Source organism: Phycicoccus sp., assembly GCF_035325325.1.
Lineage (GTDB): Bacteria > Actinomycetota > Actinomycetes > Actinomycetales > Dermatophilaceae > Phycicoccus.
In genome coordinates, this window is record NZ_DAOLAC010000001.1 from 104,536 (window position 1) to 118,451 (window position 13,916).

Consider the following 13,916-nt stretch of genomic DNA (forward strand, 5'->3'; position numbering starts at 1 on the left):
GGCTCCGTGGGTGCGGTCCTGTGCGTCGACGTCGGCTCGACCTTCACCAAGGCGCTGCTCGTCGGCGACGACGGCGAGGTGCTCGGCCGGGCGTCTCACCCGACGACGGTCGCGACCGACGTCATGGACGGCGTCGACGCCGTGCGTGCCGAGCTCGGCGTGCCCCGTGACCCGGAGCAGACGGTCCTGTGCTCCAGCGCCGGGGGCGGCCTGCGGCTCGCCGTCGTCGGCTACGAGCGCGAGGTGACGGCGGAGGCCGCCTTCCGGGTCGGCCTCTCGGCCGGCGCCCGGGTGGTCCACGTGGCCTCCGGCCCGATGACCGGCGCGGACGTCACGGCCCTGCGCGCCGCGCGCCCGGACCTGGTCCTCCTCGTCGGCGGCACCGACGGCGGCAACGCCGACGTCCTCCTCCACAACGCCCGCCGCCTGGCCCGCGGCCGCGTCGCGGCGCCCGTCGTCGTCGCGGGCAACGCGGACGCCGCCGACGCCGCGGCCGCCGAGCTCGAGGCCACCGGCCGCCGCTTCGCGGTGACCGCCAACGTCCTGCCCCGCATCGGGGAGGTCGCGCCGGATGCCGCGCGCGCCGCCATCCGCGAGGTCTTCCTCCGCCACGTCATCGGCGGCAAGGGCCTCTCCCGCGGCCGTGGCTTCGCCGAGCTGGTCCGCGCCGCCACCCCGGACGCGGTGCTCGGCGGGGTCGAGGTGCTGGCCGCCGCGCGGGGTGAGGACGTGCTCGTCGTGGACGTGGGGGGCGCGACCACCGACGTCTACTCCGTCCTCACGCCACAGGGCGAGGACGCCGCCATCCACCGCGAGGTCGTCGGCACGGTGTGGCACGCGCGCACCGTCGAGGCCGACCTGGGGATGCGCTGGAACGCCGAGGGCGTGGTCGAGGCCGCCGAGCGGGAGCGGCTGCCCCTCGCCGCCGAGGTCGTGCGGCACGCCGCCCGGGTGTCCGCCGAGCCCGGCACCGTCGCGCGAGACGCCGGCGAGTGGGCCGCGGAGGAGGCGCTGGCGAGGACCGCCGTCACCGTGGCGCTGCGCCGCCACGGTCGGCCGGCTCCGGGGGAACGGCCCCGCCCGCTCGCCGACGTCGGCCTGCTCGTCGGCTCCGGTGGGGTGCTGCGGCACGCGCCGGACGGTGTCGCCGAACGGGTGCTCGCCGCCGCCCTCGCCGACCACGGTGGGGGCTGGCGCGTCCCCGACCGGGCGGCGGTCGCCGTCGACCACGACTACGTCCTCTTCGCCGCCGGGCTCCTCGCGCCGACCGACCCCGACCGTGCGTCGGCGCTGGTCACGGGGCTGGCGCCGAAACCGGGGTGACGTCTGTCGGCGTCCTTCCCTACGGTCTGTGCATGACCACCACCGGCGCGGCCATCGAGGCCGTCGACCTCGTCAAGACCTTCGGCGACTTCACCGCCGTCGACGGCGTGAGCTTCACGGTGCCCGAGGGCTCCGTCTTCTCGATGCTCGGCCCGAACGGCGCCGGCAAGACGACCACGGTCCGGATGATGACCACGCTCTCCCGCCCGACGAGCGGCACGGCCCGGGTCGCCGGCCTCGACGTCGTCCGCGACGCCGACGCGGTGCGCCGCCGGATGGGGCTCACCGCCCAGTCGGCCACCGTCGACGAGCTGCTCACCGGCCGCGAGAACCTCCGCCTCGTCGGCGACCTCTACGGGCTCGACCGCGCCACCGTGCGCCGCGTGGCCGACGAGCTCCTCGAGCGGTTCTCCCTCACCGAGGCCGCCACCAAGGTGGTCAAGGACTACTCGGGCGGGATGCGGCGCCGGCTCGACCTCGCCGCCAGCCTCGTCGCCACACCGCCCGTCCTCTTCCTCGACGAGCCGACGACCGGCCTCGACCCCCGCAGCCGGGTCGAGCTCTGGGGCGTCCTGCGCGACCTCGTCCGCGACGGCACGACCCTCTTCCTCACCACCCAGTACCTCGACGAGGCCGACCAGCTCGCCGACCGCATCGTCGTCGTCGACCACGGCCGCGTCATCGCCGACGGCACGCCCCTCGAGCTCAAGGACCGCTCCGGCAAGGCCAGCCTCGTCGTCGCGGTCAGCCGTCCCGATGCCGTCGAGCAGGCGGCCGAGATCGTCCGGGCCGAGGTCGGCGAGATCCACCTCGACCGCGACGCGCGCCGCATCGCGGCCCCCGCGGAGGGCGTCGGCGCGCTCACCCGCATCGCCGCACGCCTCGACGACGCCGGCATCGAGCTCGACGACATCGGGCTCCAGCGGCCCAGCCTCGACGACGTCTTCCTCCACCTCACCGGGCACCGGGCCGAGTCCGACTCCCCGGCGGAACCGGCCGACCCGAGCGCCGAGGAGGCCCTCCGATGACCACCGCCCAGGAGCACTTCCACGCCGTGCACCCGAGCGCGCAGGGCACCGGCCCGGTGCGCCAGGTGAGCGCCCTCGTCCGCCGCAACCTCACCCACATCAAGCGCCAGCCCGAGATGCTCACCGACGTCACGATCCAGCCGGTGATGTTCGTGCTGCTCTTCGCGTTCGTGTTCGGCGGCTCCATCTCGGTGCCGGGCGTCGACTACAAGGAGTGGCTGCTGCCGGGGATCATGGCGCAGACGATGACCTTCAGCGCGTTCATCGTCGCCATCGGCCTCAACACCGACCTCGGCAAGGGCATCGTCGACCGCTTCCGGGCGCTGCCGATCGGGCGGTCCTCGGTCGTCGTCGCCCGCAGCGTCTCCAGCCTCATCCACTCGATGATCGGCATCGTCGTCATGTCGGTGACCGGCCTGTTCGTGGGCTGGGGCATCAACGACGGGGTGCTGCGCGGGCTGGCCGGCTACGGGCTGCTCCTGCTCTTCGGCTTCGCGATGATCTGGGTCGGCATCCTCTGCGGCTCGGCCCTGCGCTCGGTCGAGGCCGTGCAGGGCGTCATGTTCACGACCGTCTTCCCGATCACATTCCTGTCGAACGCCTTCGCTCGCACCGAGCCGATGCCCGACTGGTTGCGTTTCCTCGCCGAGTGGAACCCGATCAGCGCGCTCGTCCAGTCGCTGCGCGAGCTCTGGGGCAACGACGGCGGGATGCCCGCCCCGGTCGACGCCGCGCTGCCCCTCCAGCACCCGGTCCTCACGACGGTCATCTGGTCGGTCGCGCTCTCGGCGGTCCTGGCTCCGCTGGCCGTCCGTTCCTTCGTCAACCGCACGAGGGACTGACGCGGTGCCGGCCGTCCGTTTCGTCGACGTCTTCTCCGAGACGCCGTTCCGCGGCAACGCCCTCGCGGTGTTCCACGACGCGGACGCGATGACCGACGACGAGATGCTCGCCGTCGCCCGCTGGACCAACCTGTCGGAGACCACCTTCCTCACGGCGCCGACCGCCCCGGGCGCCGACTACGCCGTGCGCATCTGGACGACCGGCGGCGAGCTGCCGTTCGCCGGACACCCGACCCTCGGCAGCGCGCACGCGTGGCTCGAGGCCGGGGGTCTGCCGGACCGACCCGACGTCGTGGTGCAGGAGTGCGGCGCGGGTCTCGTCGAGGTGCACCGGTCGGGGGACCGGCTGGCGTTCGCCGCGCCGCCGCTCGTGCGCTCCGGACCGGTCGAGCCCGCGGAGCTGTCCCGGGTGGCCGGCGCCCTCGGCGTCGCCGCGGCGGACGTCGTCGACGCCGCGTGGGTCGACAACGGACCGGGCTGGCTCGGCATCCTCCTGCGCTCCCCGGAGGCCGTGCTCGGCGCCGTGCCCGACCGGGTCCGGGCCTCGGGGATGAAGGCCGGCCTCGTCGCCGCCTATCCCGACGGGGTTCGCGAGGACGGCGTCGGGTTCGAGGTGCGGGCCTTCTACTCCGACGAGCGGGACTTCGCCGAGGACCCCGTCACCGGCAGCCTCAACGCGGGCCTGGCGCAGTGGCTCGTCCCGGCCGGTGATGCCCCGGAGCACTACGTCGCGGCGCAGGGCACCGTGCTCGGCCGCGAGGGGCGGGTGCACGTCGACGTCGAGGGTGGCGTCGTCCGGGTCGGCGGCGCCACGCGCACGCTCTTCACCGGCCAGCGCCCCGGCTGACCGCCGGCCCACGCGCGGTCCCGCCCGGCCGGTGCGGTCTCGTCCTGCCGGGGTGCCCTGGCGGCCCGGCACGGCGGGGTCAGGCCGGCATGGCGAGGTGAGGGCGGCAGGGCGGGGTGGGGTCGACTGCGCGGGCCGGTGCGGTCCCGCCCGGCCGGTGCGGTCTCGTCCTGCCGGGGTGCTCTGGCGGCCCGGCACGGCGGGGTGAGGGCGGCAGGGTGAGGTGGGGTCGACTGCGCGGGGCCGGTGCGGTCTCGTCCTGCCGGGGTGCCCTGGCGGCCCGGCGCGGCGGGCTCAGGTCGGCAGGGCGGGCTCAGGCCGGCACGGCGGGCTCAGGCCGGCAGGGCGGGGTCAGGCCGGCAGGGCGGGGTGAGGCCGGCACGGCGAGACCACGCCGCCGGAGCGGCCGGGCTCAGCCGGTGTAGGGCGTCGCCTTGAGGATCTTGACCTCGATCGCCTTGCCGTTCGGCGCCTCGTAGGAGACCGTGTCGCCGACCTGGTGGCCGTTGACGGCCGCGCCGATGGGCGACTTCTCCGAGAACACCTGCATCGAGGAGTCGGTGATCTCGCGGGAGCCGAGGAGGAACTGCTCCTCGTCGCCGAACATGTCGACGGTGACGATCATGCCGGGCTCGACGACCCCGTCGTCGGCCGGCGTCTCGCCGATGATGGCGTTCTCGAGCAGCTGGGTCAGCTGGCGGATGCGGGCCTCCATCTTGCCCTGCTCCTCCTTGGCCGCGTGGTAGCCGCCGTTCTCCCGGAGGTCGCCCTCCTCGCGGGCGGCCTCGATGCGCTTGGCGATCTCGGTGCGACCAGGGCCCGAGAGCTCCTCGAGCTCGGCCTGGAGACGGTCGTGCGCTGCCTGGGTCAGGTAGCTCTGGTTCGTCGTCTCGGTCACGGGTGATCAACTCCTGCGTGCGTTGGTGGCCGGACCCTCGCGGGTGGCGCCGAGGGTGCTACGGCAACGGGCCCGGACCGACCGCCTCTTCTCGGCGTGCTCGTCGGACCGGACCCGAACTGGAAGCCGTCAGTCTAGCAACGCCGGGCGCTGCGGTCACATCCGTTCGAGGAGGTCAGCCCGCCCCGACCCGCGTACAGGCCTCGACGACGCCGGTCACCGCTCGGGCGCTGGTGCGCACCTCGACGACCCGGTGGACGATCGCCGGCCCACTGGCCGGGATGTCGTCCTCGACCGCCCCGACCCGGCCCTTCGAGGAGTCGAGCGCACCGACGCGGCAGGTGACGGCGACCCCCTCGGGACGGACGAGGTCGTAGCCGACGACGGTCAGCGAGTCCGAGCGCACCTCGTAGCCGGTGACCGTGGGGCGCACCTGGCCCGAGGTGGCGCTCCACCCGTACCAGGCGACGGCGACGACGGCGAGCGCGACGGCCGCCCAGCCGAGGAGGACACGACGGCCGCCCGGCGTGCTCGGGTCGGGCAGGCGCACGGTGCTCCTCGAGGGGTCGGTGGGCAGTGAGAGGATGTGCTCCGGTCCATTCTCGGGTACGCCCGGGTCCACCACTGCGAAGGGTCACCCATGTCCGAACGGCTCCGGCTCATGTGCGTCCACGCGCACCCGGACGACGAGTCGAGCAAGGGCGCGGCGACGATGGCCAAGTACGTCGACGCCGGCCACGAGGTGCTCGTCGTCTCCTGCACGGGGGGCGAGCGTGGCGACATCCTCAACCCGCGGCTCAAGGACGACGTCCACATCCTCCGCGACCTCGCGCAGGTCCGCCGCGACGAGATGGCGCGTGCCCGGGAGATCCTCGGTGTCCAGCACACCTGGCTCGGGTTCGTCGACTCCGGCCTCCCGGAGGGCGACCCGCTGCCGCCCCTGCCCGACGGCTGCTTCGCGCTCGAGCCGCTCGAGGTGACGACCGAGGCGCTGGTCCGCGAGATCCGCCGGTTCCGCCCGCACGTCATGACGACGTACGACGAGAACGGCGGCTACCCGCACCCCGACCACGTCATGTGCCACGACGTCTCGGTCGCGGCCTTCGCGGCGGCCGGCGACCCCGACCGCTTCCCCGACGCCGGCGCCCCGTGGCAGCCGCTCAAGCTCTACTACAACCAGACCTTCAGCCGCGCCCGCATCGAGGCCTTCCACGGGGCGCTCCTCGACCTCGGGCAGGAGAGCCCGTACGCCGAGTGGCTCGAGAACTGGAACCGCACCGAACGGACCGTGACGACCCGGGTCGAGTGCTCGCAGTGGTACGACCGCCGGGACGCCGCCCTCCTCGCGCACGCGACGCAGGTCGACCCCGACGGCTCGTGGTTCCACGTCCCCCGGGACGTGCAGGCGCAGGTGTGGCCGGTCGAGGAGTTCGAGGCGGCCGCGTCCTACGTCCCGGTCCTGGAGGGCGAGGACGACCTCTTCGCCGGCCTGCCCACCGACGTCGCCGAGGCCGATGCGCTCGCGACCCGCGGCGACCTCACCCTGGCCCTCGACACCCGCACGGAGCGTGCCGCATGAACGACTCCCCGCCCGACGTCTCGACCGGCTTCCTCGCCTTCGTCGCGTTCGTCGTCCTCGCCCTCGCGCTGTGGTTCCTCATGCGGAACATGAACGCCCGGATGCGCCGGATGTCCTACCGGCAGCAGGCCGCCCACCGCGGCAAGGACGAGCCCCAGGCCGGCCCCGACGAGGTCGCCGCCCAGGCCCCTCGGCGCGACGAGCAGGACGCGCCGCCGGTGTCCTCGACCGACGCGGACGGAGCCGTGGCCCCGGAGCGTCCCGAGGACCCGGAGCGTCCCGTGGCCCCGGAGCGCCCCGAGGACCCGGAGCGCCCGGCCGGCTGACGTGTCCGCCGGGCCGACGGTCTCAGGCCGTCGGGGCGGTCAGCGCCAGCGACGCCGCGACGAAGTGCGAGGCGAACGCGAGCACGGTCAGCGCGTGGAACACCTCGTGGAAGCCGAACCAGCGCGGGGAGATGTTGGGGCGCTTGAGGCCGTAGACGAGCGCCCCGAGGCTGTAGAGCACGCCGCCGGTGACGACCCACGCCATGACGCCGCCACCGACGTGCTCGACGAGCGGGCCGAAGTAGAAGACGGCGACCCAGCCGAGCATCACGTAGACGGGGACGTAGAGCCACCGCGGGGCGCCGGCCCAGAAGACCCGGAAGCAGACCCCGAGGACCGCTCCGCTCCAGACGATGAGCAGGAGCGTGCGGGCCTGGTCGGTCGGCAGGAGCAGCGCGAACGGCGTGTAGCTGCCGGCGATGATGAGGAAGATGTTCGAGTGGTCGAGGCGGCGCAGGACGCCACCGACCCGGGGTGACCACGTGCCGCGGTGGTAGACCGCCGAGGTGCCGAAGAGCAGGACGGCGGTGCCGGCGAACACGGCCGCGGAGACCTTGCCCTCGGTCGTCGTCGCGAGGACGACGAGCAGGACGCCCGCGACGAGGGCGACGGGCGTCATCCCGGCGTGCAGCCAGCCGCGCAGCGTGGGCTTGACGTGGGCGAGCGCGGCGTCCACGCGCTGCTCGAGGGCCTCGAGGCGCCTTGGTTCGGGGCTCGGGTCGGGCTGGGTCGACGTCATGACGCGAGCGTAACCTACGCAAGCGTAGGTTACGACGTCGTCGGGATGTCCGCACCGGACCGGCACACGCTCGGCACGAGTCGTCCACCCTCCGGGAGTAGCGTGGCCCCGACGGCCGCGCAGCACCCGGCGGCCCTCTCGGGACGTGGGAGGACGTGGAGGATGCGCCGGCTCAGCGACGTGCTGTACGCCGCGTACGCCAAGCGGCTGACCCGCCAGCTCGGCTCCGCCCCCATCCCGCGTCACGTCGGGGTGCTCGTCGACGGCAACCGCCGCTGGGCCAAGCTGCGCGGCGCCGGCACCGAGGAGGGGCACCGCGCCGGCGCGGACAACATCCTCAACCTGCTCGCCTGGTGCGAGGAGGTGGGTGTCGAGCTCGTCACGCTGTGGCTGCTCTCGACCGACAACCTCAACCGTCCCGAGCGCGAGCTGAGCCCGCTGCTCGGCATCATCGAGGACTCCGTCGACTCCATCGCCGCCACGCTGCGGTACCGGGTCAACCCGGTCGGCGCCCTCGACCTGCTGCCCGCCGCCACCGCCGAGCGGCTCAAGGCCGCGGCCGAGCGCACCCGTGACGTCGACGGGATGCTCGTCAACGTGGCCGTCGGGTACGGCGGCCGGCGCGAGATCGCGGATGCCGTGCGCAGCCTGCTCCACGAGCACGCCACCCGGGGCACGAGCATCGAGGAGCTCGCCGAGGTCATCGACGTCGAGCACATCGCCGAACACCTCTACACCAAGGGCCAGCCCGACCCGGACCTCGTGATCCGCACCTCGGGAGAGCAGCGCCTCTCCGGCTTCCTGCTCTGGCAGAGCGCGCACAGCGAGTTCTACTTCTGCGAGGCGTTCTGGCCCGACTTCCGCAAGGTCGACTTCCTCCGGGCGCTGCGCGCGTACGGCGAACGGCACCGCCGCTACGGCGCCTGACCGCAGCCGGTCCGCAGCCGGTCCCGGCCGCTCCTGGGTCGGGTCCCGGGTCGGGTGAACGGCCGATGGACGACCGTGACGAACGGGTGACTTTTCGTCCCAGGCGCATCACTGGTCACACCAGTCACGAGACCGACGACACGCCGGTCTCCACCTCCCGACCCCCACGCTCGGGGGAGTCGTAGCGTCGATGACACGCACCTCAGCCTCGACCACCCAGGAGCGGCACATGGCCACGAGCACGCGGACCGCAGGCACCACGCGACGGGGGAAGGAGCCGCGCCGGACCTTCGTGCTCGACACCTCGGTGCTCCTGAGCGACCCGAGGGCCATCCTCCGCTTCGCCGAGCACGAGGTGGTCCTGCCGGTCGTCGTCGTCACCGAGCTCGAGGCCAAGCGCCACCACCCCGAGCTCGGCTACTTCGCCCGCACCGCGCTGCGGATGCTCGACGACCTGCGGATCAAGGCTGGGCGCCTCGACGCCCCGGTCGAGGTCGGCGAGGTCGGCGGCACGCTGCGCGTCGAGCTGAACCACACCGACCCGATGTCGCTGCCGGCCGGCTTCCGCCTCGGCGACAACGACACCCGCATCCTCGCGGTCGCCCGCAACCTCGCGAACGAGGGCCACCTCGTCACCGTCGTCAGCAAGGACCTGCCGATGCGGGTCAAGGCGTCCGCGTGCGGCCTCGACGCCGAGGAGTACCGCGCCGAGCTCGCCGTCGAGTCCGGCTGGACCGGCATGGCCGAGCTCGACGTCAGCACCGAGGAGATGGACCACCTCTACGAGTACGGACGGCTCGAGAGCGTCGCCGCCGGCGAGCTGCCCTGCCACACCGGCCTCAAGCTCATCTCGCCGCGGGGCTCGGGCCTGGGCCGGGTCGGTCCGGACAAGCAGGTGCGCCTGGTGCGCGGCGACCGCGACGCCTTCGGGCTGCACGGACGCAGCGCCGAGCAGCGGATCGCCCTCGACCTCCTCCTCGACCCGGACGTCGGCATCGTCAGCCTCGGCGGTCGCGCCGGCACCGGGAAGTCGGCCCTCGCGCTGTGCGCCGGGCTCGAGGCGGTCATGGAGCGACGCCAGCAGCGCAAGGTCGTCGTGTTCCGGCCGCTCTACGCCGTCGGCGGGCAGGAGCTCGGCTACCTGCCGGGCTCTGAGGCCGAGAAGATGAACCCGTGGGGCCAGGCGGTCTTCGACACCCTCTCGGCCCTCGTCTCGCGCGAGGTCGTCGAGGAGGTCCTCGACCGCGGGATGCTCGAGGTGCTGCCGCTGACCCACATCCGCGGCCGCAGCCTCCACGACGCCTTCGTCATCGTCGACGAGGCGCAGAGCCTCGAGCGCAACGTCCTGCTCACCGTGCTCTCCCGGATCGGGCAGAACTCCAAGGTCGTCCTCACCCACGACGTGGCGCAGCGCGACAACCTGCGGGTCGGGCGGCACGACGGTGTCGTCGCCGTCGTCGAGGCGCTCAAGGGGCACCCGCTGTTCGCCCACGTGACGCTCACCCGCTCCGAGCGCAGCCCCATCGCCGCGCTCGTGACCGACCTGCTGGAGGGTCTCGAGGTGTAGGCCGAACGGCCGGTGACCTGCTCGTCTGAGGGGATGCTCAGGGGTCGATTTCGACTCCGGGCGGTCCTTCCCTAGGCTAAGGTCTCGATTCCGTAACGCCCTGTCGTGGACCGACCACGCCCACGGGCGCCCACCCCTGGAAGGTCCGTTCGTCCCGTATGGCCCGCTACACCCCGCGTCACGCCCCGCGCCACGCCGCCGCCAAGCGGTCGCTGGGGCGCACCGCCGTGTCGGTCGTGGGCCGTCCGCTCGTCTCGACCAGCCTCGTCGCCGCCGTCGTCACCAGCGGTGTCGCGGTGAGCGGGGCCTTCGAGGACACCGCCAACGCCGACCCGCTGTCGCTCGCGGTCGACGGCACGACGACCGCCGCCTCCACGGAGGAGAGCCAGGTCGCCCTCCAGGACGCCGCCAGGGTCGCCGCCGACCGCTCCGCGACCAACGCGCAGCGCTCGGTCGTCGCCGCCCGGGTCGCCGAGGCCGAGCGGGCCCAGGCGGCCGCCCTCGCGAAGAAGCGTCGGGAGGCCGCCGTCCGCGCCGCCCGGGCCGCCGAGCGGCAGAAGGTCCTCGAGAACGCCCAGGAGGACCCCAAGGCCGTGGCCCGCCTGCTGCTGCCCGAGTACGGCTTCGGTGACGGCCAGTGGGGCTGCCTCGAGCAGCTGTGGACCGGCGAGAGCGACTGGCGCTGGTGGGCCTCGAACTCCTCGTCCGGCGCCTACGGCATCCCGCAGTCGCTCCCGGGCAACAAGATGGCCACCGTCTCCTCCGACTGGCGGACCAACCCGGTGACCCAGATCAAGTGGGGCCTCGACTACATCAAGCGCTCGTACGGCAGCCCGTGCAACGCCCTCTCGCAGTGGCAGGCGCGTTCGCCGCACTGGTACTGAGCCCGCCCGACGACCTCCACGCCCCCGGCCCGTGCCGGGGGCGTTCGTCGTCCGCGGGTCAGATCTTGCGCAGCCTGATGTGGGTCACCGCGTGGTCGGCGCCCTTGCTGAGCACCAATGTCGCGCGCTCGCGGGTGGGCTGGATGTTCTCGACGAGGTTGGGCTCGTTGATGGCCGCCCAGATGCTCGCGGCGGTCTCGCGGGCCTCCGCGTCGCTCAGCTCGGCGTAGCGGTGGAAGTACGACTGCGGGTCGGCGAACGCCGTCTCGCGCAGCCGGAGGAAGCGCTCGACGTACCAGCGGCGGACGTCCTCGACGGGAGCATCGACGTAGACCGAGAAGTCGAAGTAGTCCGAGACCGTGCTCGTGCCGTCGCCGTCGGCGCGCACCCCGGGCGGCTGGAGCACGTTGAGGCCCTCGATGATGAGGACGTCGGGCTTGCGCACCTCCGCCGGCTCGGGCAGCACGTCGTAGGTGAGGTGCGAGTACTGCGGTGCCTCGACGACCGGCATCCCCGACTTGACGTCGGCGACGAACCGGAGGAGCGCGCGTCGGTCGTACGATTCGGGGAAACCCTTGCGCTGCAGCAGCCCTCGGCGCTCGAGCTCCTCGTTGGGGTAGAGGAAGCCGTCGGTGGTCACGAGCTCGACGCGGGGCGTGTGCGGCCAGCGGGACATGAGCTCGCGCAGGATGCGGGCCGTCGTCGACTTGCCGACGGCGACCGATCCGGCGACGCCGACGACGAACGGGACGCGGCTCGGCCGCTCGCCGAGGAACTCGGAGGTCGCGAGGCGCAGGCCGTGGACCGCCTCGACGTAGAAGTGCAGCAGCCGGGAGAGCGGGAGGTAGACGTCCTCGACCTCGCGCAGGTCGAGCCGGTCGCCGAGCCCCCGCAGCCGCGCGATGTCGTCCTGGGTGAGGCTCATCGGGTGCTCCTCGCGCAGGCGCGACCAGGTGCCACGGTCGAGCTCGACGTACGGCGTCGGGAGGGCGGCGCCCGCGTCCACCCCGAGGCGCGCGAGGGCCTGCTCCGCTGCGGTCACCGGGCCATCATCCCGCATCGGGCCCGGGCCCCGTCAGCGGCTACGCTGGCCGCCATGTGTGGAATCGTCGGCTACGTGGGCCGGACCATGGACGGCACGGCGCTCGACGTCGTCATGGAGGGCCTGACCCGCCTCGAGTACCGGGGCTACGACTCGGCCGGCGTCGCGCTCGTCACCGAGGACGGCGTCGCGACCGAGAAGCGGGCGGGCAAGCTCGAGAACCTCCGCTCCGCGCTCGAGGCGCACCCGCTGGCCCCGTCCCGCACCGGCATCGGCCACACCCGCTGGGCCACGCACGGGGGCCCGACCGACGGCAACGCGCACCCCCACCGCGGCGGCGACGGCGACCGGCTCGCGCTCATCCACAACGGCATCATCGAGAACTTCCACGCGCTGAAGAAGGAGCTCCTCGCCGACGGCGTCGAGTTCCGGTCCGAGACCGACACCGAGGTCGCGGCCAAGCTCGTCGGGCGCGAGTACGACCACGTCGGCGACCTCACCGAGGCGATGCGGCTGGTCGTCGGCCGGCTCGAGGGGGCCTTCACCCTCCTCGCCGTGCACGCCGACAGCCCCGGGGTGGTCGTCGGCGCCCGGCGCAACAGCCCGCTGGTCGTGGGCCTCGGCGACGGCGAGAACTTCCTCGGCAGCGACGTCTCGGCCTTCATCGGGCACACCCGACACGCGGTCGAGCTCGGCCAGGACCAGATCGTGACGATCACCCCGGAGGGGCACACCGTCATCGGCTTCGACGGCACCCCGGCCGAGGGCAAGGCCTACGAGGTCACCTGGGACGCCGCGGCGGCCGAGAAGGGCGGCTACCCGACCTTCATGGAGAAGGAGATCCACGAGCAGCCGCACGCCGTCGCCGACACCCTCCTCGGGCGCACCGACGAGGCCGGCGCCCTCGTGCTCGACGAGGTCCGCATCCCCGAGGAGCGGCTGCGCGCCGTCGACCGCATCACCATCGTCGCCTGCGGCACCGCGGCGTACGCCGGCATGGTCGCCAAGTACGCCGTCGAGCACTGGACCCGCATCCCCGTCGAGGTCTCACTGGCGCACGAGTTCCGGTACTGCGACCCGATCGTCGACGACAACACGCTGGTCGTCTCGATCAGCCAGTCCGGCGAGACGATGGACACCCTCATGGCGGTCAAGCACGCGACCGAGCTGGGGGCGATGACGCTCTCCATCTGCAACACGCACGGCTCGACCATCCCGCGCGAGTCCGACGCGGTCCTCTACACGCACGCCGGCCCGGAGATCGCCGTCGCCTCGACCAAGGCCTTCCTCGCCCAGATCACCGCCTGCTACGTCCTCGGTCTCTACCTCGCCCAGCTGCGCGGCGAGACCTACGCCGACGACGCCAAGGCCGTCCTCGCCGAGCTGCAGACGATGCCGGAGAAGATCGAGGACCTCCTCGGCCGGATGGACCGCGTCCGGGAGATGGCCACGTTCATGGCCGACAGCCGGGCGGTCCTCTTCCTCGGGCGCAACGTCGGCTACCCGGTGGCGATGGAGGGCGCCCTCAAGCTCAAGGAGCTCGCGTACATCCACGCGGAGGGCTTCGCGGCCGGTGAGCTGAAGCACGGCCCGATCGCCCTCATCGAGCCCGGCCAGCCGGTGTTCGTCGTCGTCCCGGGCCCGGACACGCCGCACGAGCTGCACAAGAAGGTCGTCTCGAACATCCAGGAGATCCGGGCCCGCGGCGCCCGCACGCTCGTCATCGCCCACGACGGCGACGAGGACGTCGAGCCGTTCGCGAGCGAGGTCGTCCGCATCCCGCAGTGCTCCCCGATGCTCGCGCCGCTGCTCGCGGTCGTGCCGCTCCAGGTGTTCGCGCTGCACCTCGCGTCGGCCAAGGGCCTCGACGTCGACCAGCCCCGCAACCTCGCCAAGTCGGTCACGGTCGAGTGA

14 protein-coding genes are annotated in these 13,916 nt (G+C 73.2%); 10 read left to right on the forward strand and 4 right to left on the reverse strand.

Features of this window, described 5'->3' with window-relative positions:
- Positions 1-6: 6 nt before the first annotated feature.
- From PKA89_RS00500 to PKA89_RS00515, 4 genes are read left to right on the forward strand one after another with little or no spacing between them, the layout of a single operon-like run.
- On the forward strand, positions 7-1,323 hold the full coding sequence (locus PKA89_RS00500) for a glutamate mutase L (RefSeq protein WP_324415498.1): 1,317 nt from the start codon (positions 7-9) through the stop codon (positions 1,321-1,323).
- A 32-nt stretch (positions 1,324-1,355) separates the two neighbouring features.
- Positions 1,356-2,351: an ATP-binding cassette domain-containing protein gene (locus PKA89_RS00505; RefSeq protein ID WP_324415500.1), complete on the forward strand. Its 996-nt coding sequence runs from the start codon at positions 1,356-1,358 to the stop codon at positions 2,349-2,351.
- The gene (locus tag PKA89_RS00510) at positions 2,348-3,193 is read left to right on the forward strand and encodes an ABC transporter permease (RefSeq protein ID WP_324415502.1); all 846 of its coding nucleotides are present in this window, start codon (positions 2,348-2,350) and stop codon (positions 3,191-3,193) included. Before PKA89_RS00505 ends, PKA89_RS00510 begins: the two co-directional genes overlap by 4 nt.
- A gap of 4 nt (positions 3,194-3,197) precedes the next feature.
- The gene (locus tag PKA89_RS00515) at positions 3,198-4,040 is read left to right on the forward strand and encodes a PhzF family phenazine biosynthesis protein (RefSeq protein ID WP_324415504.1); all 843 of its coding nucleotides are present in this window, start codon (positions 3,198-3,200) and stop codon (positions 4,038-4,040) included.
- Between the two features lie 412 nt (positions 4,041-4,452).
- Here the strand turns inward: PKA89_RS00515 and greA are convergent, their stop codons facing one another.
- Positions 4,453-4,938: a transcription elongation factor GreA gene (gene greA, locus PKA89_RS00520; RefSeq protein ID WP_324415506.1), complete on the reverse strand. Its 486-nt coding sequence runs from the start codon at positions 4,936-4,938 to the stop codon at positions 4,453-4,455.
- 175 nt (positions 4,939-5,113) lie between these two features.
- Positions 5,114-5,488: a DUF4307 domain-containing protein gene (locus PKA89_RS00525; RefSeq protein WP_324415508.1), complete on the reverse strand. Its 375-nt coding sequence runs from the start codon at positions 5,486-5,488 to the stop codon at positions 5,114-5,116.
- 90 nt (positions 5,489-5,578) lie between these two features.
- Here PKA89_RS00525 and mca point away from each other — a divergent pair, with 90 nt between their 5' ends.
- Together mca and PKA89_RS00535 are read left to right on the forward strand one after the other, a co-directional pair.
- Entirely contained in the window at positions 5,579-6,517 is a 939-nt protein-coding gene (gene mca, locus PKA89_RS00530) for a mycothiol conjugate amidase Mca (protein ID WP_324415510.1), read from the forward strand.
- Positions 6,514-6,843 (forward strand): hypothetical protein, encoded by a 330-nt coding sequence (locus tag PKA89_RS00535; RefSeq protein ID WP_324415512.1) that lies wholly within the window; start codon positions 6,514-6,516, stop codon positions 6,841-6,843. The genes mca and PKA89_RS00535 overlap by 4 nt, the downstream gene beginning before the upstream one ends.
- A gap of 22 nt (positions 6,844-6,865) precedes the next feature.
- Here the strand turns inward: PKA89_RS00535 and PKA89_RS00540 are convergent, their stop codons facing one another.
- On the reverse strand, positions 6,866-7,582 hold the full coding sequence (locus PKA89_RS00540) for a hemolysin III family protein (protein ID WP_324415514.1): 717 nt from the start codon (positions 7,580-7,582) through the stop codon (positions 6,866-6,868).
- 162 nt (positions 7,583-7,744) lie between these two features.
- Here PKA89_RS00540 and PKA89_RS00545 point away from each other — a divergent pair, with 162 nt between their 5' ends.
- The 3 genes from PKA89_RS00545 (at position 7,745) to PKA89_RS00555 (ending at position 10,960) form a co-directional block, all read left to right on the forward strand.
- Complete coding sequence (locus tag PKA89_RS00545; RefSeq protein WP_324415516.1) at positions 7,745-8,509, forward strand: isoprenyl transferase; 765 nt, start codon at positions 7,745-7,747, stop codon at positions 8,507-8,509.
- 229 nt (positions 8,510-8,738) lie between these two features.
- Positions 8,739-10,076, forward strand: coding sequence for a PhoH family protein (locus PKA89_RS00550; RefSeq protein WP_324415518.1), 1,338 nt, complete (start codon positions 8,739-8,741; stop codon positions 10,074-10,076).
- Positions 10,077-10,234: 158 nt separating this feature from the next.
- A complete protein-coding gene (locus tag PKA89_RS00555) occupies positions 10,235-10,960 on the forward strand; it encodes a hypothetical protein (RefSeq protein WP_324415520.1) in 726 nt (241 codons plus the stop codon).
- Between the two features lie 58 nt (positions 10,961-11,018).
- Here PKA89_RS00555 and coaA read toward each other — a convergent pair whose 3' ends face one another.
- Positions 11,019-12,002 carry a type I pantothenate kinase gene (gene coaA / locus PKA89_RS00560; protein WP_324415522.1) on the reverse strand — a complete coding sequence of 328 codons (984 nt, stop codon included), beginning with the start codon at positions 12,000-12,002 and terminating at the stop codon, positions 11,019-11,021.
- Between the two features lie 54 nt (positions 12,003-12,056).
- On the opposite strand from coaA, the gene glmS reads away from it, so the two are divergent.
- A complete protein-coding gene (glmS, locus tag PKA89_RS00565) occupies positions 12,057-13,916 on the forward strand; it encodes a glutamine--fructose-6-phosphate transaminase (isomerizing) (protein WP_324415524.1) in 1,860 nt (619 codons plus the stop codon).